We start from the raw sequence: 18,805 nt of genomic DNA, 5'->3' as shown, positions 1-18,805 counted from the left end.
TTCTCCTCTTTATTTTGTAATTTCAATGATATCTTTATCATTGTGATCGACATGTCCGGAAGCCTTAATGGTTACAGATTGTCCTTCTTCGAGGTTCGTGAAGACGATCGGTGTAACGATAGACGGCGCGTTTTCTTTGACAAAGTCAAGGTCCACTTCCATCATCGTCTGTCCCTGCTTCACTTCGTCCCCTTCAGCAATTCTATCTGTAAACCCTTCCCCTTTCAAGCCTACAGTATCGATACCGATGTGGATAAGGATTTCTGTGCCGTTATCCGCCTGCAGTCCGATCGCATGCTTCGTCGGGAATACGTTCAGGACTTTACCGTTTATCGGCGAAACTATCTTACCATCTTCCGGCTCCATTGCAAAGCCGTCTCCCATCATTTTACCTGAGAACACTTGGTCAGGTACTTCTGTGATCGGCATGATTTTCCCTTTGATCGGGCTGACGAAGCCCAACTCACCTTCTCTGACAGGCATATCGTTATCGCTGACTTCGTTGACAATTTCTTTTACATCTTCCTGTTTACGCGGTGTCTTTCCATCGATGATATCCTGCATTTGTCCACGAAGGGAATCGGATACAGGTCCGAAGATGGCCTGGATGTTGTTTCCAACTTCCATGACACCGGATGCACCCAATCGTTTCAGACGGTCTTTGTTCACATTACCTTTGTCATTAACAGAAACGCGAAGACGTGTAATACAAGCATCCAGGTGAGCGATGTTTTCCTGACCGCCCATTGCTTCGAGAATTTCATATGGAAGATCGCCCACTTCGCCGTCTTCCTCTGCATTCGCGTCTTCTTTCTCACGGCCCGGCGTCGCCAGGTTGAACTTGAGAATCGCCCAGCGGAATCCGAAGTAATAGATCACGGCAAGGACAAGTCCGACGATGATGACCCACCACCAGTCCGTACGGTTCGGAAGGATACCGAACAGGATGAAGTCGATCAATCCTCCGGAAAAGGTCATACCGATCTTCACATTCAACAGTTCCATGACCATGAAGGAGAAGCCGGCAAATACAGCGTGAATTCCGAAAAGTACCGGAGCTACGAACAAGAATGAGAATTCCAGCGGCTCTGTAATACCAGTAAGGAAAGAAGTCAATGCTGCAGAAAGCATGATTCCTCCGACTACTTTCTTACGTTCCGGTCTTGCCGTGTGGTAAATGGCAAGAGCAGCAGCTGGAAGACCGAACATCATGAACGGGAATTTACCGACCATGAACGTACCGGCAGTGAAGTCCACGCCGTCTTTCAACTGTTCAAAGAAAATCGCCTGGTCGCCACGAACGATATCTCCGGCTGCACTCGTATAGCTGCCGAACTCAAACCAGAACGGTGAATAGAAAATGTGGTGCAGACCGAATGGAATCATGGAGCGCTCGATCAGACCGAAGAAGAACGCGGATATTGTCTGGTTCCCTTCCAGCATCAGACGGGACAGCGCATTCAATCCACCCTGCGCATACGGCCATACGAACAGCATGATGATACCAAGGAATAAAGCAGAGAAAGCGGTAATTATTGGAACGAAACGCTTCCCGGCAAAGAATCCAAGGAACTGCGGCAGTTCAATATTGAAGAATTTGTTGTACAGGGCCGCGGCTAAGATACCGACGATAATCCCTCCGAATACCCCTGTTTGCAGCGTAGGGATTCCTAACACCATTGCATAGGCAGGGTCGGTTACCATATCGGCATCGACGCCTCCCAGTACGCCCATTACGACGTTCATAATCAAATAACCGATGATGGCTGCCAGTCCGGCAACTCCATCCCCTTTTGCAAGGCCGATGGCTACACCGACAGCGAACAGCAACGGCAGGTTATCAAAGACGATTCCGCCGGCTTCCGCCATGACTTGAAGCAATGTCTGAAGCCAAGGTGTTCCGAAGAACGGAACTTTATCGACGAATGAGTCCTGCGCAAAGCTTGTACCGAAGGCAAGCAGGATACCGGCCGCCGGGAGCAGTGCTACTGGTGTCATCAACGCCTTACCTACTTTTTGTAAAGTACCAAAAGCATTTTTGAACATTGTATTTCCTCCTTTTTTAAGTGAATGAAAACAGTTGGACCCGGGATGTATAGTAATAAAACGTTTACAATTATGCCGGGAAACGCTGCACCTGATCAGGCAGGTGCAGCTGTACGACTCGTAATCAGACGAAAAAAAAAGCATGAGTACAAGACATTCCGCCTGCAAAAGGGTACACGTATCCCTTAAGCCGTAACAGAATTCCCTTGTACTCATGCCTGATCGCGTCAGTAACACGTACGTCTAGGATTTATGGGTCAACCGCTGCAGATGAATGGTCAAATAAATGGCCTCAGATTCATCTACGGGTTTGTTCAACTGTTTTTGCATCACTTTCATTAACTTCCATGCAAGATTATAGCACACCGGGTACTCCTGTTTCAACATGTCTGCTAAACGAATTTCATCCCCTACGTTCTCCTCCTGATACACACGATCAATTGCTCGGTGAAGATGCTGGACAAGTCTGTGATAATCAATGCTGTTCCGATCAATCGTCAGCTTCATCGTATCTTCGACGATGGATACAAGTCGAGCGATCAGCTGGTTGTGCCTGTTGATTTCTCTCAAGGTTTTGTCCGTGACTGCACTATGGATATGCAGAGCAATAAACCCGATTTCCCCTTCAGGAAACTGCGTACCCATCCGATCGTAAATCATCGTGACGACTTCCATGGCCACCTGGTATTCTTTTGGATAAATCGATTCGATTTCAGATAAGAAAGGATTGGTAAACTGCATGTTCTTTTTCGCGCGATTGATGGCAAAGGCGAGGTGGTCGGTCAATCCGACGTGGATATGCTGGTGCAGTTCCTGCCCCATCCTCTCTTCAATGTGGATGAGAATATCATTCATGAAATCGATCAGCTGCTCATCGATATGAGGCAGAAGGTTAACATACTGTTCTTTCTCTCTCTCGTTACTTAATAAGAAGGTCTTATCGGCTTTGTCAAAGGAAACATCCTCTCCGGATTTCCGGTTAAAGCCGATCCCCTTTCCTATCAATACCACTTCCTCATAAACCGGGTGGGCAGCAATGACAACGTTATTATTCAATACTTTTTCTATCCTTAACTGCTGTTCCATCATGGACCCCCACTCAACACTATTAAAAGCGTTTTCAGCGTTCTCATAACTTCTATCGTATATTCCACAGCGGAATTTTACAAGAGGTTAACATAACAGAGAGGCTTCTCCTTTGTCTGAAAGCGGTTGCGTCGTGTACAATCAGTAAGGTATGTACATCAATGAAGAAACTTGGAGGAGATATATTTATGATCAAACTATTCGTCACAGATCTCGACGGGACCCTTCTCGGCATGGATCACTATATAAAAAACGAAGATATTGATGCATTGAAATGGATGATTGACCACGGCACTCCGCTTACGGTGGCTTCCGGACGTATGGATCACGAAATCGCAGAAGTATTGAAACGTGTGGGCGTCAACGGTCACCGTGTCAGTCAGAACGGTGCTTTCGTTTATGATAACCAAGGACAGGAAATCTACGCAGAAACGTTTGAAGGCAATATGGCGGAAAGAATACTGACTGCCATCGAGAAAGAGCCGATGGTCAAAACCGTCTCCACAGCCGATCAGACCTTTACGGACAAGCACCACGAATGGGTGGATATTATTTCCGAGCAGCTTTTCCATGACATTATCATCCAGCCGGACTTGAAGCAGGAAATCGGCCAAACGATTTTCCCATCCAAGATCACCTTGAATGGACAGGAAGCAGACGTAGTGCATGCCGCCAAAAACATCAAGGAGACGTTCGGTGAAGAGATTGACAGCTTCATTTCCCACGAAACCTGCGTGGACATGATGCCTAAAGAGATCAACAAACGGAACGGAATTCGTAAACTGATTGATAAACTCGGATTAAAACCGGAAGAAGTTGCTTGTGTCGGAGATTCGTTTAATGACATCAGCATGTTCGAAATGACACCACACAGTTATGTCATGGCGACCGCCCATGATGACGTAAAAGCAAAAGCCTCTCAGGTCGTCGACCACGTTCACGAAGCAATCGAAGACTTGGAGAAAAAAGGACTATTGAACAAAAAAGAACAAGCGGCTGACGTCTGAGCCAGCGCTTGTTCTTTTTTAATCTTCCAAATGCTCGTCTAAAAAGCGATCGATCAAATCGAAAGGAAAACCTTTCCTGTATAAACCCGCTTTGATCTTCTGCTTACGCTCGTATCCTTCTTTGGATGCGAACTTACGCTTCAGCTTCTCCCCCTGATAGACGACCGCTTCCCATTCCGAATCCTCCTGCTTTTCATCGGGCAGATTGGCAAGTACCTCCTGGATGACATCCCCGGTAAACCCCTTCTGCATCAATGTCTGCTGAATATTTTGGATTTGTTGACGGTGCGATTTCCGACCATCATGGTTTTGTTTCTTCTCGGCAAATTTCATGGCTTTCTCGTACTGCTTGTCAAACGTATAGTATTCAAGAGCCGCTTCCGCCGCACTGGCAGCCACGCCTTTTTCCATCAATTCTTTCTTGAGAATATGAGGACCTTTGCTTGAGGTCATGATCCTTGTCCGCACCAGCGAAGCGGCAAACTCCTGGTCGTCCAGCAGACGCTCCTTCTTCAATCGTTTGACGATTTCATCTATGTGTTCCGGATCCGCTTCTTTCCCTGTCAAATAGTCACGAATTTCCTTTTCCGACCGCATACGGTAGCTTAAATAATGAATAGCAAGGGTATAAGATTTGTGAAGCGTATCGGTCTGAATCAAAGCGTTGATCAGAGCATCGTCCATCTCCATGTTCTTCTGGAGACGATATTGGACGAGAACGTCTTCATCGACACTGAACCCGTACTCTTCCCCATTTCCCTTATCCATGAAAATATTATATCTATGTTTATGTTTCTTTTGCGTCGTGATTCTAGTGAGCTTAGCCATATCCATCACCTCTTTTTTCAGTTTAGCATGTTACCTGGTATGGGAACATGGATTTGAACCGCATCAGAAGCGTAAACTAATCAAGTCTTACTATCGCAAGGAGGAAAATCAATGAAAATTGCTGTTACCGGGGGTACCGGTTTTGTTGGATCGCAGCTGACAGACCAACTGGTTAAAGCAGGGCATGATATTTACATATTGACCCGGAGCCCCGAAAAACATGAGAATCAAGAACGGGTCACTTATGTAGGGTGGCTGAAGGATGAGTACCAACCGGAAAATCACTTACCTGCCCTTGACGCTATTGTTAACCTTGCCGGCCAGTCATTGAACAGCGGACGCTGGACCGAGGAAAGGAAACAGTCGATCCTTGAAAGCAGAATAAAAGCAACCGAGGGTGTGCTCACCCTGATCGACCGCCTTCCCCAACCACCCGAAGTCCTTGTCAATGCTTCCGCCGTGGGCTTTTACGGAAGTTCTCATACGAAAACATTCACCGAAGAGACGACGGAACCAGGGAACGACTTCCTGGCGGACGTAACGGTGAGGTGGGAAAACCTCGCTTCCCAAGCGGCCGATAAAGGAGTACGTACGGTGTATGTCCGGTTCGGAATCATCCTTGGTGAACAGGGAGCTCTTCCGAAAATGATCCTCCCCTATAAGTGCATGATCGGTGGAAACCTCGGTTCCGGAGAGCAATGGATGTCATGGATCCACATCCGCGATGTCGTCGGACTGCTTACATTCGCCCTTCATCATAAGGACATACAGGGACCACTGAATGCCACGGCACCCAATCCGAAAAGAAACAAGGATTTCGGCAGGACACTTGCAGAAGTAATGAACCGTCCCCACTGGCTCCCTGCCCCGTCTTTTGCTTTGAAGGCCGCGCTCGGAGATATGAGCACCCTGCTGCTCGACGGACAGTCGGTGCTGCCGAAAAAAGCACTATCTGCAGGATATGAATTCGAATACCCTGAATTAAAAGCTGCCCTTACGTCTATCCTGAAAGAAAGATAAGATGAAGAATCGGATAAAGAGATAAGACCCTACACATATATAGCAGGGACTACGGAAGGGTAATTCTAGGCAGCGGGCTTAAAGAACCGTGCGGGCTCCTGCCCCCCGTGGTAAGCGGCCCAACTTCCAGACGGAAATCACTTCTTAACAAGCCGGAAAAGAACGAAACAAACAGTTTCGTTCTTTTCCGTGAGCCAACCAGCTGAAATCAAGTATAATAAAAGTAATAACATTTGAAGGGCTGTATGTATATGAACACTGTAATTAAGAATGTCCATATTCACCCGATCACCTCCCCTTCCATCCCGAACGGCACCATTTACATCGTGGATGGAAAAATTCATGACTACGGGGTCTCTATCGCCCTGCCGGAACAGGCGGAATACATTGACGGCAAAGGGATGGATCTATATCCGGGGTTTGTCGACGTCCACACCCACCTTGGTTTATATGATGAAGGAACGGGCTGGGCCGGCAGTGATGCCAACGAAACGATAGAAGCGGTCACCCCTCATTTGCGAGCCATTGACGGAGCCCATCCATTGGACCCTGCATTCTTCAACGCGAGAAAAGCCGGAGTCACAACAGCGCATATTATGCCTGGAAGTGCGAACATGATCGGCGGGATGACGTCTGTTATCAAAACGGTCGGTCATACGATCAACCATATGATCCTCCGTCACACCGCCGGTCTGAAACTGGCACTTGGGGAAAATCCGAAACGTATTCACTCCCAATCAAAGAATGCATCGATCACAAGACTGGGGATTATGGGGACGCTTCGTGAAACGTTCTATGCGGCGATGAAGGATCCGGATCCCGGCTTGAGAGTACAACCGATCATCAAAGCATTAAACAAAGAAATACCCGTCCGCATTCATGCTCACCGCGCGGACGACATCATCACAGCCCTTCGTTTTGCCGATGAATTTGATCTGGATCTCCGGATTGAGCATTGTACGGAAGGCCACTTAATCGCTGACGAACTGGCAGGAAGGGATTTACAGGTGTCTGTAGGCCCGACATTCACACGCGCGTCCAAGATTGAGCTGCGTAACAAGACATGGCAGACGTATAAGATCCTGCATGATTACGGCATTCGGGTATCGATAACTACTGATCACCCCTACACACCGATCCAATACTTGAACATATGTGCAGCCCTCGCCGCAAGAGAAGGAATGGAAATAGAAGACGCGCTTCGGGGCATTACCATCGTTCCGGCCAGAAACCTTGGTGTAGACGACCGCGTGGGGTCCATTGAAAAAGGAAAAGATGCTGACCTCGTTTTATGGAGCGGGCACCCCTTCGAGTATCTTTCCAAGCCGATATGGACGATGATTGATGGGAAAATGGTATATTTCCAGGAATAATACAGAAAGTAAAACCAGGAACTGTTTCCTGGTTTTTTGTTTTGGGTTTCTATATAACCTATCAGAACCTATACACAGGATTGAAATGTGTGAATAAGGAGAATGTTATAGGTGTGCACCTCCTTTTTTCGTTTTTGAACACGGTTGAAACTGCTGAACAATAACGACAGCAGTGGAGATAAAAAAACTTTGGTAGGAGTGGAGAAATGAAGAAGTTTATTACCTTATTTACTGCTGTCGCTCTTGTTCTCAGTCTGTTTGCCCCATCGGTTTTTGCAGACGGTCATGAAAGTAATGCCATGGTCCGGATTCTGCATGCCTCCCCTGATGCACCAGCCGTAGACGTTTATGTGAATGATGAGGCAGTTGTGGAAGGAGCCGAGTTCAAAGCGGCTACAGATTACATGGAAGTTCCTGCCGGGGAACACAAAGTAGAGATTTATGCAGCAGGAACAAAGGGAGAACAGGATCCGGTCATTTCTACTACCGTAACGGTTGAATCCGGAATGGCTTACACAGCGGCTGCCATTAATAATTTGGACAGCCTCGAATTAAAAGCTCTCCAAGATTCCATGGATGCAAGTGAAGGAATGGCCAAGATCCGTGTCGGCCACTTCATCCCGGGAGCACCAGCAGTAGATGTCGGACCAATTGACGGAGATGCCCTGTTTGCAGGTGCTGAATTCCCTATGGTAACAGATTACAAGGAATTGGAGCCTGGAACGTACGACTTGGAAGTACGGACGACAGACGGTACACAGCTGATCGACTTGTCCGGAACTACCTTGGAATCGGGGAAAGTCTATAGCGCTTTCGCTGTAGGTACAGCGGATAATCCGGAAGTTCTTCTGCTTCAGGATTCGAATGCCATGCCTTCCGAGATGCCTGCGACCGGCTTGGGCGGAACGGCAGCATCCTCTTCCTCCACTATCTGGTATGCAGCAATTTTAGGGGTACTGGCCATGGGTGCTGGCCTGCTGTTCACACGTAAACGTTTCAACACGTAATTGCGCCATATAGTATATTCTCTGGCCCTGGGCTCCCTTGTCTTCTTTATCAGTCTCCTTTTACTGAATACACAAGAAGAAGAAGAAGGCGTCCAGGTCCTTTCTGTATCTGAAGATTCCAGCACCTCTGAAGATATAGAAAGCGCCAAGGAAAGAGAAGCGCCGATAAAGAAAAACTACGATCAGGCTGTAACCGTCCACAACCGTGTTCAGGAAGGGATCGTTCCTTCCAGATTGGTCATTCCTTCTCTCGGAGTTGATGCGCCTGTCCGTGCTCTTGGTTATACGGAAGAAGGCGGCATGGCTGTGCCCGACAATATTACGGATGTCGGCTGGTTCGAGCCGGGAACGAAACCGGGAAACCAGGGTAATGCAGTAATTGCAGGACATGTCGACGGCAAAAGTGGTCCAGGTGTGTTCTATGACCTTAAAGACCTGTCTTCAGGTGAGGTGATAGAGGTTTACGATCGTACGGGTCAAAAAAAGACGTTCATCGTTTCCCAAGTGGCGGCTTATCCGTATGAGGATGCCCCCATCCGTGACTTGTTCGGACCGTCGAACCAAGCCTCTCTGAATTTAATTACGTGTACCGGTCCTTATGATGCAGATGCCTCTACTTATTCCAAAAGGTTGGTCATCTATTCTGTGGCAGAAAAAACCTCCTCTACCAGCGATCATGGACAACAAAAAAATAATCGTCCAACTTGAAAAAATCCATTCACTTTTTTTAAGTTCTCGATTATTATAAAGTTAGATGTTCATTTATACGTTTTTGGTGTAGGGAAGGCAAATGGTGCGCCACCAGCATGATGCTGGTTCTAGTGGGTTCGATTCCCACCCCGAATTTTTGTGAGCTGTTGATAAAAATTCGAGGGTGGGCCGAATCCGGCTAGGTGCATGCTTTTTTCCCTATGCATCCGGTCCACCCTCCTCATTACAAGGAGGGATTTTTTATGCTGAAAAAACGTGACCTACATGACGCCCCGGTACTTTTTGAATTGATGAGTCATCCCGAAGTCTTTCCGTACGTCCGCCACAAAGCTGCATCAAGTGATGAGTTTTATTTCTTGACGAAGCAGACGATAGAAGCAGAAGATCGGGGGGAATTGATTTCACGTACCATCCTTGATGAGTGGGCACAGCCGATCGGCACGATCAACCTTTTCGACGTGACAGAAGGTAAGGGTTTTCTGGCAACATGGATCGGCAAACCCTATTTCGGTAAAGGTTACAACCAACCTGCGAAAGAGGCCTTCTTTGAAGAATTGTTCTTCCAACTCGGCATCGAAGCGATCTTCATGAAGATCAGGAGAACCAACATCCGATCCATGAAAGCGGCCTTGAAAATCCCTTATGTATCCTTGGCGAACGAAACGTATCCGGAAGTTCTCCAGCAGATCAATGGAGTAGAAGATGTTTATGACTTGTATGTCATTACGAAAGAACAATATATGTTCCATTATTACGGAGACCAGAATCAGGAAGAAGAAATGTTAGAAGCATAAGCCAAGGCTTATGCTTCTTTATTTTATATAGGCGGAAGTATAGGACGGAACAGGAGCCCGTTTTTCTTTCGGATGCTCTTTCTTCATCCCCTTTAAAGGAATCGACATCTCAGGTGTACCAAACACGCCAGGAGCGACTTCATACTTATTGAATACCAGTACGATTTTGTCTTTTTGAAGATAGTAGGCGGTATTGTCCCTTACACCGCGGAACGTTTTCTGAAAGTACGTATCAGGATCGGATTGGATAATTTTTTCCACAGCTTTGTTTAACCGATCCATGTGAACAACCTCTTTTAAAGGTCTGATCTCCCCTGCTGCTCCATCCACAAAGTTCACAGATGAGACAGTCGAATTATAGCGGTCCCCCCGTGAGATATGAGATGTCATGACAACCGAGAAGAACTCCTTCTCTTCGTAGACAATCGTTTCTTCATAATACAAATAAGGGATGCCTATCGACTCACCTGCGCCCCTCTTGACCATACGGAATTTCTCTTCCAACTTATCGATGATGTCATTGTTCACCCGCTCCTGTATCGCCTTATTCTCCAGTTGCTCAAACAGCGGATAGTCGACATGGATTTCCCAGCCTTCTGTCACTTGATCTTTGTGAACGATTTTGTACTGACTTTCAGCAGCGACACCAGTGCTGTACAATAGAACGAATACAATAGCCAACAGGGCTACATTTAAGCGCTTCAAAGCACATCCCTCCTGTACTTCTTAGCTTATCCCAAAGCGCTAAAAGTAAAGCATCCAGTAGAAATAATTCGAATCATGTCGGATAAACGTAGTACACTATAGACAATCCAACACAAATAAAGGAAGTGCAAGCATGGATCAATCCCCTCTGGTCACTACATCATTCATGTCGAGTCTTCTTACGAAAGACCCTTTGAATGCCGTCTCCTACATATTGGAACAATGCTGTCTTTATTTCAAAGCGGATGGAGCATTCCTTTACCGTCAAGAGAAGGAGGAGGGTATGTTTCATTCATCGTTCGAGCACGTGAACGATTCACGTTTCTACCCACTTCCTGGAATCCAGTGGTACGGAAAGCCCGGGGAGATCCATAACGTTTCTTCCCTCTTTCCAGGCGAAGAAAAGGCAGCAGCGGTTATGCTGCCCTCGGAAAAAGAAATAATTATTCTCGCCGGTCATAATTGTGACATCGAGGCATCAGAAATAACTGGACTGTTACCCATATTAGAAGCCTGCACCCTTCCATTACGTCAGGGTCCGAAATCGTATTCTTCCCGCGCAAATCGAGAAGAGCGCATTCGCCGTCAGCAGTCGGAGCTGATGAAAATCATGAAAGATGCCCGACTTACAAGGATCGATCTGCTGCCTGCTTTTGAAATGATTTGTAACACAACGATTGAAACCCTCGATACGGACAGAGTCAGCGTCTGGATGTTTGATGAGGCTCGTGAAAACCTTCAAGTGGAAGCGATGAAGGAAAGAGGGGATAGGACCGTTGATCCTCCAATGAAAAACCTTCCCAGGAATGCTTTCCCAGCCTATTTCTCCGCATTGGAGAACGAGCGCACACTGGCTGTCAGTAATACAACACAGGACGACCGGGTCTTTGAGCTGAGCGAAGCTTTTAACCAACCGAATAACGTCCTGGCTATGCTGGATATTCCGATTATCTGCGGTGGCGAAATGGTTGGTGTCCTCTGCTGTGAACAGTTCGACCGCTCGCGTCCATGGGATTTCGATGAAAAAGCTTTTGGTACTTCCATTGCGGATATGGCAGCCTTCATCACCGAGCATGTGAAGCGGAAAGAAGCGGAAATGGAGCTTGAACGAATCGCTTTCTATGATTCGTTGACGAACCTTCCGAACCGACATTGGATCGAACATTACCTGGATGACGAGATCCAGAAAGATCAGCCCTTTGCAGTCCTCTATATGGACATTGACCGTTTTTCTGCTTTTAATGAAGAACTGGGGTACCGGGTGGGAGATCAACTGATTATGGGTATAACGAGACGCCTTAAATCCGCTCTTCATGGGAGGGACAAACTTGGATGGTTCCATGACGGTTTTGTTGTCCTGCTGCATGATCCGGGAGAAGGCATTCAGCTTCATCAGAGGATCAGCCATTATTTACAGCAGTTCCATGCTCCTTATTCTATCGGCAGTCAGGATATTTACGTAACGGTAAGTACTGGAGGGGCTGTTTTTCCTGACCATGGAGATTCACCGGCGACCATTATCCGTCATGCACACCGTGCGAAGACCGCGGCTAAACAAAACGGACGCAGCCAATTTCGGTTCTTTGACCCGGAGATGGATCAGGATCACCTCGCTTACGAACGGTTCCAACTGAATTTAAGAGAGGCGCTTGATAAGGACCAGTTTGAATTGTTTTATCAGCCTCAGGTGCAAGCATCTACTGGAAAAGTGAGAGGCATGGAAGCTTTGATACGCTGGGAGCACCCGAAAAAAGGTCTGCTCCCCCCGGCATTATTTTTACCGCTTGCAGAGATGACGGGCATGATTGTAGAAATCGGCGAGTGGGTGCTTCAAACCGGTCTTGCTAAGCTGAATGAATTAGAAAACGCCGGCTACACTGGATTAGTCATGAGTATCAACATTTCGCCGCAGCACTTCGAGCATCCGTCCTTTTTGAAGACGCTCGAAGCAGCGCTCGCCCAGTCAAGGGTGAACCCTTCTCAATTATTACTGGAGGTGACCGAACAGATTGCCTTCCGACAGGAGAGCAGGACGGTGGAAACCTTAAGGGAAATTGAACGTATGGGCGTCCAAATCGCCATCGATGATTTTGGTACTGGGTATTCGTCGATGAAATACTTAAGCCTTTATCCAATTCATACGCTGAAAGTCGACCGCAGCTTTACGAAAGATCTGCTGCTCAAAGATAAAAGCCGCATTATTGTTAAGACGATGATTGAACTTGGACAGAGCCTTGGATGTGAAGTCGTCGTGGAAGGCGTGGAAACTGCCGAAACGGCTGATTACCTTCAAGGCATCCATGCGGACATGTTGCAGGGCTTTTATATTGAAAAGCCACTTCCTTCCGCCCTGCTCCATGAGTGGATGAGAGATCAGGAATGATTTCCGTTTCATTCCCTGGTCTTTCCTGTGATACGATAAACAGTAAGAAAGGTGGTTCAATACATGGAACAATTAATGTTTATACAAACCGGGATGGGTACGGATGTTCATGGTCAGGATGTGACGAAAGCTTCTGTTCGTGCCATTAAAAATGCCATCCATACTAATTCGATGCCGGGCATCCGTACCGTGCTGCCGGAGCAATCCCTTGATAACATGAAAATCAAAGTGAAGCTGGCGGTCCCATGCGATCATGATAAGCTGGATCATGATGCCGTGAAACAAGCCATTCCATACGGGGACGTCACCATTGAAGTGATGGAAGGCGGCATGCTCACATCGAGTGGAATCCTGCTCAAAGACAAAGAGGACAAGAACGATTTAATGTACATTGTGAACGCCGCTGTCGAAGTGGGATATTAAAAAGAGCCTGAGCAATCCGCTCAGGCTTTCCTCTATTCTTCGATTTCTTCCAAATCATCCATATACTTATCGTAGTGCACGTTACGTTCAAATCGGACGTGATCCGCACCTGTGTAGCCATGAATATCGGTTGATACAAACGGTTCGTATTCTTCCACATATCCGACCCCGTCCTGATTGTCCATTAAAGAAGAGTCATCATAGGTCATAGCGCTTTGATTGAAAGACGCTACTTGTTCATAGGCATTCTGCTCATTGTATTCCGGCGTCATGCGGATCTCTCCATAGGCTTCTTCCATTTCAGAAAGCACCTCTTCCTCCGGCGGACGGCCTGAATAAAGCCTGTCGTTCGGAGATTCTTCCGCAATCGTTCTGGCGGTGGGAAGAGCATCGAGCCTTTCTTTTGGTATCTGCCGCCCGGTCTTCTCACAAACACCGTACGTACCCTTCGCTATTTGAGTAAGCGAATAATGAATATCAGAGAGCTCTTCACGCAAATGCCCGGACAACGCGAGATCTTTCTCACGCTCATAAAGCTCCGTCCCGGAGTCAGCAGGATGGTTGTCATACTGCGACAACTCTCCGGAAGCCATATCACTCGCGAAACCACGTTCCAAGCCGAAATTCGCTTCTTCTTCCATTCGTCGTTCTATTTCACGCTTACGTTGCTGTAATCGTTCTTTGTATATAGTGTCATCCATTTTATCTCCACTCCTTGACTTGCCCCCTTAGTTTGGCACGATCAAAAGACACCTATACAGACAAACAAAAAAGAGCATCCCATCATCGGAATGCTCCATTTTTTACGCGCGTAAAGCGGCCAGAAAGTCTTCTTTTAAGTCCTCTATATCTTCCAAACCGATGGATACGCGGATCAAGCCGTCTGTAATGCCAAGCTCAGCTCTGCGATCTTCGGGAATGGAAGCATGCGTCATCATAGCAGGAACAGAAATTAAGCTTTCTACTGCTCCAAGGCTTTCCGCCAGTGTGAAATAGCGGACGTTTCGCAGAACTTTGTCTGCTTTCTCCCCACTGCCGACGTCAAAGCTGATCATTCCGCCGTTCCCTCTCGCCTGAGCGTGGTGAATGTCACTTCCCTTATGCGAGGACAAGCCCGGATAATAAATCTTCGTCACTTCAGGAAGGCCTTCAAGAAAGCTTACGAATTCCTTCGTATTTGCTTCGATCTCCTCCATGCGGATTCCAAGCGTTTTGATCCCCCGCATGAGCAGCCAGGAGTCCTGTGGACCGAGGATTCCTCCGGTGGAATTCAATACGAAGTGGACAGCTTCTGCAAGTTCCTCCGAGTTCACAACGACAAGGCCTGCCACGACGTCACTGTGACCGCCTAAATATTTCGTTGCACTGTGAAGTACGATATCTGCTCCGAGGTCGATCGGATTCTGCCAATATGGTGTACTGAACGTATTATCGACAATCAGCGTCAGTCCCTTGGCACGGGCAAGTTCCGAGACCTGTTTCAAGTCGGTGATTTTCAATAGAGGGTTTGTTGGAGTCTCTACGTAAATGGCTTTCGTATTCGCTTGGACAGCCGCTTCCACCGTGTCTACGTCGCTCGTATCCACAAAACTTGCTTCCAAACCGAAGCGGTTGATTACTTTGGATACCATCCGGTACGTACCGCCATAGACGTCATCGGTGAAAATTACGTGATCGCCTTTATCAAAGGTCATCAATACAGCCGTGATCGCCGCCATTCCTGAACCGAACGCAAAGCCTCGGTAACCGCCTTCCAATTCCTTAATCAACTCTTCCAAGGCGAAACGGGTCGGGTTTCCAGTCCGGGAATATTCATACCCGCGATGCTTTCCAACACCATCCTGTTCATAAGTGCTGACTTGATAAATCGGCACACTGACCGCGCCTGTCTTCTCATCTCCAGTAATTCCTCCATGGATCAGCTGCGTTTTCTTTCTCATTTCATCACTCCTCATATATGCCTTGGCTTAGATATCTTTCACTACTATCCGGAAAAATGGTCACGATCTTCGAGCCCGGTTTGGCGGAATCCGCTTCTCTAAGCGCTGCTTCGAACGCCGCACCGGAAGAACTGGCTACCAGCAGCCCTTCCTTCCTTGCCAGCTCCCTCACCCTTTGAAAGGCGACATCATCGGAAATCGTATGAATCGCATCGAAGTAAGCTGTATCCATATAGGAAGGCAGAAACTCCATTCCGATGCCTTCCGTACGGTGAGATCCCGGCTTACCACCATTCAGAATCGACCCTTCCGGTTCCACGATGACGGTTTTAATTTCTTCTTTTTTCCCTTTTAAATACCGGGCCGTTCCCATAAACGTCCCCCCGGTACCGGCGCCGGCAACAAAAATATCTATATCACCGTTTAAATCCTGATAAATTTCAGGTCCTAAGGAATCCGTGTACGCTTGAGGGTTCGCTTCGTTGCTGAACTGCTTAGGGCTGTACGCACCGGGAATGGTCAGGCACAGCTGCTCTGCCTTCTCAATGGCTCCCCGCATGCCTTCTTCTGTAGGCGTGTGGATGACTTCAGCACCGAGCGCCCGCATCAACGTCTGCTTTTCTTTACTGAACTTCTCCGGTGTAACAAAAAGAACCCGGAAGCCCCTGCCGATTGCGGCCAGTGCCAATCCTATACCGGTGTTCCCCGCTGTAGGCTCGACAATGGTGCCACCCTCCCGAATCAGGCCTTTCTCCAGTGCATCCTCAATCAGTTTTAAACCCAGGCGGTCTTTGACACTACCGCCTGGGTTCATGAATTCAAGTTTGGCAAATATCCTAACTTGATTCGGGATGTCTGAATGAGTGAGTTCAATCATAGGTGTCTGACCGATCAGTGACTGTATATTCTTGACGTAACCCATCGCATTCTCATCTCCCGTATATTAAAAGACTTCCGTCCATTCGCTGCGTTTCTCCAGCAGCTCCTTCGCAAGTTCCTTCGCGCCTTCGAGGCTGTGACTGGCTGCGAACCCACACTGTACTTCATTGCAGGCCGGCACTTCATCGGCTTCCAGAACGTCGTTCAATGTTTTCTCGATGACCTCAAGGACATTGTCGTAGCTGTCATCATTCAATACGGCTATATAGAAGCCGGTCTGACAGCCCATCGGACCGATATCAATGATTCGATCGTGGTGGTTACGGCTGTTCTCCGCCATCAAATGCTCCAGGGAGTGCAGCGCAGGCATATCCATATATTCCTGGTTCGGCTGCTTGATACGCAAATCGTATTTATATATTTTGTCGCCGTGTTCTCCTTCTGTCACTCCTACAAGACGCACATAAGGTGCTTTCACTTTCGTGTGGTCTAAGTTGAAGCTTTCTACGTTCATTTTTGGCATAAGATCATTCCCCTTTGTTCGCTTGTATGAGCCAAGCGTATTTATTCAGCTGCTCGAAGGACACTTTAAACCCTTGAGCAATAAACGCCTCCCTTAATTCTTCTAGATAGGCATAGTATTCTTCCTGCAAATCCTGTGCTAAATTTAAAAATCCCGCTTCTTCCGCTTTACGGATCAGCCTCTGTTTATGTGCTTCATCCTGGAAGATGGTATCAATAAAGATGACTTGACCGTCTGTATCCAGCTGGTCGTGGAAGCTTTTGATCGCTGTTTCCTTTTCCTCTTTGGTCAGGTGGTGGAAGGCGAATGAGCTGACAATGGAACGAATCGGAGTCCCAAACTGCGGGTAATCCAGAAAGTTCCCATCATATATTGCTGCTTCCGGACATTTCATCTTAGCAATTTTGCGCATTTCCGAAGAGGGTTCGACTCCGATTACCAATTTTCCTTGATCCACCATCCGGCGGGTTAAATTGGCTGTGCCGACACCGAATTCCATGACAGGCGATACGGACAAAGCGGCGAGGCGGGCAAGCATTTCATCGTACCCGTCGAACACTTCCCTATATTCGGGATCTTTCCCGGCTACTGTGTCATCATACGAACTCGCCCATTGGTCGAATAAGTCGACGAATTCCATTCCCATTTCGTCATCTCTCCCCATAATTTATAATTCCTATAAGTAAACTCGGAATTACATTGTTACTATATCATATTTCCAGACGCCGCTCAATGTTAAACTTTTGTCACTATTCCATAAAAAAAAGACGAAGGCCTCCCGGGCCTCGTCTTTTATTTTCTTCTACGCCTATTATGACGTGGTTTTCTTTCCGTATCTTCCTGTTCCTTCCGCTTTCCTGGTGAAAGACCTTCGATCGTCCGGCGTTCCAGTTTTTCACTGATGAACCTCTCAATATCTCTAAGCGCTGGTTTGTCCTTCGGTGCAGCAAACGTGATCGCAAGTCCCTTGCCGCCTGCTCTCCCCGTCCGTCCGATCCGGTGCACATAGCTTTCCGGGTCCTGCGGGATGTCATAATTGAAAACGTGAGTGACACCTTCCACATCCAATCCCCGAGCAGCAACGTCTGTTGCTACCAGATACTGCAGCTTCGCTTCACGGAACCGCTTCATCACTTTTTCCCTTTTTGCCTGGGAAAGATCTCCGTGCAGCTCATCCGATGCAAATCCTTCTGCGGTCAAGGCATCGTTCAACTTCTTCGCCCGCCTTTTCGTCCGGCAGAAAATCACCGCAAGGAAGGGACGGTGCTCCCTCATGATTGTCAGGAGCGCGGCCTGCTTCTGCCTGTCCGTCGTCTCATAGAGAAGCTGCTTAATATTCGAAACCGTGACCTGCTCCCCTTTTACTGAAATACGCGCCGGGTCCTTCAGCATCTTTCTACCAAGCTTCTGGACCTGCTTCGTAATCGTCGCTGAGAAAAGCATCGACTGTCTCTCGGCATTCATTTCAGAGAGAATCGCTTCCACATCAGGAAGAAATCCTGCTTCAAGCATCTGATCCGCTTCATCCAGGACAAGGTGACGGACGGACTGGAGGCTGATCGTCCCTCTCCGCATATGATCGAGGAGCCTGCCCGGCGTCGCGATAACGATATGGGCTCGTCCGTTCAACTTATTCGCCTGCTTCGCAACATCCTGTCCACCGTACACTGCGAGGACATGAGTAGCCGCATCCTTCACTTTCGTCACTTCCTCCGTGATCTGCAGCGCAAGTTCCCTCGTCGGGGTAATGACGACAGACTGTACCTCTGCCAGATCCGGGTCAATATTGTGCAGGATAGGCAGCAGGAAGGCGAACGTCTTGCCTGTTCCGGTCTGTGCTTCTGCGATGATATCCCGGCCATCCATTAAAGCGGGGATGGCTTCCACCTGTATATCCGTAGGAGAAGTGACGCCTTGCTGCTTCAGCTTTCCGACTAAATGGGAAGGCACTCCTAATTGTTCGAATGTTTGCATGTATATCACTACTTTCTTCAACTGAGGCCTTGGATGGCCATTACGCCTTATTGTACCTGAAATCCAGCTGCTATGTATCGTTTTTTAAAAAACTGTAGAGAAAATG

Annotated in this window: 18 protein-coding genes; 8 read left to right on the top strand and 10 right to left on the bottom strand. The window is 47.7% G+C overall.

All coding sequences use genetic code 11. The features are described from left to right. Positions 1-9 precede the first annotated feature (9 nt). Complete coding sequence (ptsG, locus tag M662_RS04770; protein WP_026578589.1) at positions 10-2,046, bottom strand: glucose-specific PTS transporter subunit IIBC; 2,037 nt, start codon at positions 2,044-2,046, stop codon at positions 10-12. A 243-nt stretch (positions 2,047-2,289) separates the two neighbouring features. Further along, positions 2,290-3,132, bottom strand: coding sequence for a glucose PTS transporter transcription antiterminator GlcT (gene glcT, locus M662_RS04765; protein WP_008632602.1), 843 nt, complete (start codon positions 3,130-3,132; stop codon positions 2,290-2,292). Between the two features lie 188 nt (positions 3,133-3,320). On the opposite strand from glcT, the gene M662_RS04760 reads away from it, so the two are divergent. Beyond that, the gene (locus M662_RS04760; RefSeq protein WP_026578590.1) at positions 3,321-4,139 is read left to right on the top strand and encodes a Cof-type HAD-IIB family hydrolase; all 819 of its coding nucleotides are present in this window, start codon (positions 3,321-3,323) and stop codon (positions 4,137-4,139) included. A gap of 18 nt (positions 4,140-4,157) precedes the next feature. Here M662_RS04760 and recX read toward each other — a convergent pair whose 3' ends face one another. After that, positions 4,158-4,967 carry a recombination regulator RecX gene (gene recX / locus M662_RS04755; RefSeq protein WP_008632606.1) on the bottom strand — a complete coding sequence of 270 codons (810 nt, stop codon included), beginning with the start codon at positions 4,965-4,967 and terminating at the stop codon, positions 4,158-4,160. A gap of 111 nt (positions 4,968-5,078) precedes the next feature. On the opposite strand from recX, the gene M662_RS04750 reads away from it, so the two are divergent. The 5 genes from M662_RS04750 to M662_RS04730 all read left to right on the top strand — a co-directional run bounded on the left by M662_RS04750 (position 5,079) and on the right by M662_RS04730 (position 9,872). Continuing rightward, complete coding sequence (locus M662_RS04750; RefSeq protein WP_026578591.1) at positions 5,079-5,987, top strand: TIGR01777 family oxidoreductase; 909 nt, start codon at positions 5,079-5,081, stop codon at positions 5,985-5,987. Positions 5,988-6,238: 251 nt separating this feature from the next. Continuing rightward, positions 6,239-7,360: an amidohydrolase gene (locus M662_RS04745; RefSeq protein ID WP_026578592.1), complete on the top strand. Its 1,122-nt coding sequence runs from the start codon at positions 6,239-6,241 to the stop codon at positions 7,358-7,360. A 206-nt stretch (positions 7,361-7,566) separates the two neighbouring features. After that, positions 7,567-8,367: a DUF4397 domain-containing protein gene (locus tag M662_RS04740; RefSeq protein WP_026578593.1), complete on the top strand. Its 801-nt coding sequence runs from the start codon at positions 7,567-7,569 to the stop codon at positions 8,365-8,367. Further along, complete coding sequence (locus M662_RS04735) at positions 8,368-9,075, top strand: class F sortase (RefSeq protein WP_026578594.1); 708 nt, start codon at positions 8,368-8,370, stop codon at positions 9,073-9,075. A 245-nt stretch (positions 9,076-9,320) separates the two neighbouring features. After that, entirely contained in the window at positions 9,321-9,872 is a 552-nt protein-coding gene (locus M662_RS04730; protein WP_008632611.1) for a GNAT family N-acetyltransferase, read from the top strand. An 18-nt stretch (positions 9,873-9,890) separates the two neighbouring features. Here the strand turns inward: M662_RS04730 and M662_RS04725 are convergent, their stop codons facing one another. Further along, positions 9,891-10,577: a DUF3298 and DUF4163 domain-containing protein gene (locus M662_RS04725; protein WP_026578595.1), complete on the bottom strand. Its 687-nt coding sequence runs from the start codon at positions 10,575-10,577 to the stop codon at positions 9,891-9,893. Between the two features lie 133 nt (positions 10,578-10,710). Here M662_RS04725 and M662_RS04720 point away from each other — a divergent pair, with 133 nt between their 5' ends. After that, complete coding sequence (locus tag M662_RS04720) at positions 10,711-12,960, top strand: sensor domain-containing phosphodiesterase (RefSeq protein ID WP_026578596.1); 2,250 nt, start codon at positions 10,711-10,713, stop codon at positions 12,958-12,960. Positions 12,961-13,023: 63 nt separating this feature from the next. Further along, positions 13,024-13,383, top strand: coding sequence for a Lin0512 family protein (locus M662_RS04715; RefSeq protein ID WP_026578597.1), 360 nt, complete (start codon positions 13,024-13,026; stop codon positions 13,381-13,383). A 32-nt stretch (positions 13,384-13,415) separates the two neighbouring features. Here the strand turns inward: M662_RS04715 and M662_RS04710 are convergent, their stop codons facing one another. From M662_RS04710 to M662_RS04685, 6 genes are all read right to left on the bottom strand, one after another. Beyond that, a complete protein-coding gene (locus M662_RS04710; protein ID WP_026578598.1) occupies positions 13,416-14,084 on the bottom strand; it encodes a TraR/DksA C4-type zinc finger protein in 669 nt (222 codons plus the stop codon). Between the two features lie 102 nt (positions 14,085-14,186). Next, positions 14,187-15,323, bottom strand: coding sequence for a bifunctional cystathionine gamma-lyase/homocysteine desulfhydrase (locus M662_RS04705; protein WP_026578599.1), 1,137 nt, complete (start codon positions 15,321-15,323; stop codon positions 14,187-14,189). 4 nt (positions 15,324-15,327) lie between these two features. Then, positions 15,328-16,245 (bottom strand): PLP-dependent cysteine synthase family protein, encoded by a 918-nt coding sequence (locus M662_RS04700; RefSeq protein WP_008632625.1) that lies wholly within the window; start codon positions 16,243-16,245, stop codon positions 15,328-15,330. A gap of 21 nt (positions 16,246-16,266) precedes the next feature. After that, positions 16,267-16,725, bottom strand: a complete 459-nt coding sequence (locus M662_RS04695; protein WP_008632626.1) for an S-ribosylhomocysteine lyase — start codon at positions 16,723-16,725, stop codon at positions 16,267-16,269. Positions 16,726-16,729: 4 nt separating this feature from the next. Then, positions 16,730-17,389 (bottom strand): class I SAM-dependent DNA methyltransferase, encoded by a 660-nt coding sequence (locus M662_RS04690; protein WP_008632627.1) that lies wholly within the window; start codon positions 17,387-17,389, stop codon positions 16,730-16,732. A gap of 128 nt (positions 17,390-17,517) precedes the next feature. Further along, a complete protein-coding gene (locus M662_RS04685) occupies positions 17,518-18,699 on the bottom strand; it encodes a DEAD/DEAH box helicase (protein ID WP_035388591.1) in 1,182 nt (393 codons plus the stop codon). Positions 18,700-18,805: the final 106 nt, after the last annotated feature.

Source organism: Bacillus sp. SB49 (assembly GCF_000469135.2).
In the GTDB taxonomy this organism is placed as follows: Bacteria; Bacillota; Bacilli; order Bacillales; family Halobacillaceae; genus Halobacillus.
Note: the sequence above shows the minus strand (reverse complement) of the source record. Positions and strands in the feature narration are given on the sequence as shown.

Bases quoted from the DNA above. Each gene is read 5' to 3' on its own strand.
- ptsG (WP_026578589.1), bottom strand. From the start codon at position 2,046: ATGTTCAAAAATGCTTTTGGTACTTTACAAAAAGTAGGTAAGGCGTTG.
- glcT (WP_008632602.1), bottom strand. From the start codon at position 3,132: ATGGAACAGCAGTTAAGGATAGAAAAAGTATTGAATAATAACGTTGTC.
- M662_RS04760 (WP_026578590.1), top strand. From the start codon at position 3,321: ATGATCAAACTATTCGTCACAGATCTCGACGGGACCCTTCTCGGCATG.
- recX (WP_008632606.1), bottom strand. From the start codon at position 4,967: ATGGCTAAGCTCACTAGAATCACGACGCAAAAGAAACATAAACATAGA.
- M662_RS04750 (WP_026578591.1), top strand. From the start codon at position 5,079: ATGAAAATTGCTGTTACCGGGGGTACCGGTTTTGTTGGATCGCAGCTG.
- M662_RS04745 (WP_026578592.1), top strand. From the start codon at position 6,239: ATGAACACTGTAATTAAGAATGTCCATATTCACCCGATCACCTCCCCT.
- M662_RS04740 (WP_026578593.1), top strand. From the start codon at position 7,567: ATGAAGAAGTTTATTACCTTATTTACTGCTGTCGCTCTTGTTCTCAGT.
- M662_RS04730 (WP_008632611.1), top strand. From the start codon at position 9,321: ATGCTGAAAAAACGTGACCTACATGACGCCCCGGTACTTTTTGAATTG.
- M662_RS04720 (WP_026578596.1), top strand. From the start codon at position 10,711: ATGGATCAATCCCCTCTGGTCACTACATCATTCATGTCGAGTCTTCTT.
- M662_RS04715 (WP_026578597.1), top strand. From the start codon at position 13,024: ATGGAACAATTAATGTTTATACAAACCGGGATGGGTACGGATGTTCAT.
- M662_RS04710 (WP_026578598.1), bottom strand. From the start codon at position 14,084: ATGGATGACACTATATACAAAGAACGATTACAGCAACGTAAGCGTGAA.
- M662_RS04705 (WP_026578599.1), bottom strand. From the start codon at position 15,323: ATGAGAAAGAAAACGCAGCTGATCCATGGAGGAATTACTGGAGATGAG.
- M662_RS04700 (WP_008632625.1), bottom strand. From the start codon at position 16,245: ATGGGTTACGTCAAGAATATACAGTCACTGATCGGTCAGACACCTATG.
- M662_RS04695 (WP_008632626.1), bottom strand. From the start codon at position 16,725: ATGCCAAAAATGAACGTAGAAAGCTTCAACTTAGACCACACGAAAGTG.
- M662_RS04690 (WP_008632627.1), bottom strand. From the start codon at position 17,389: ATGGGGAGAGATGACGAAATGGGAATGGAATTCGTCGACTTATTCGAC.
- M662_RS04685 (WP_035388591.1), bottom strand. From the start codon at position 18,699: ATGCAAACATTCGAACAATTAGGAGTGCCTTCCCATTTAGTCGGAAAG.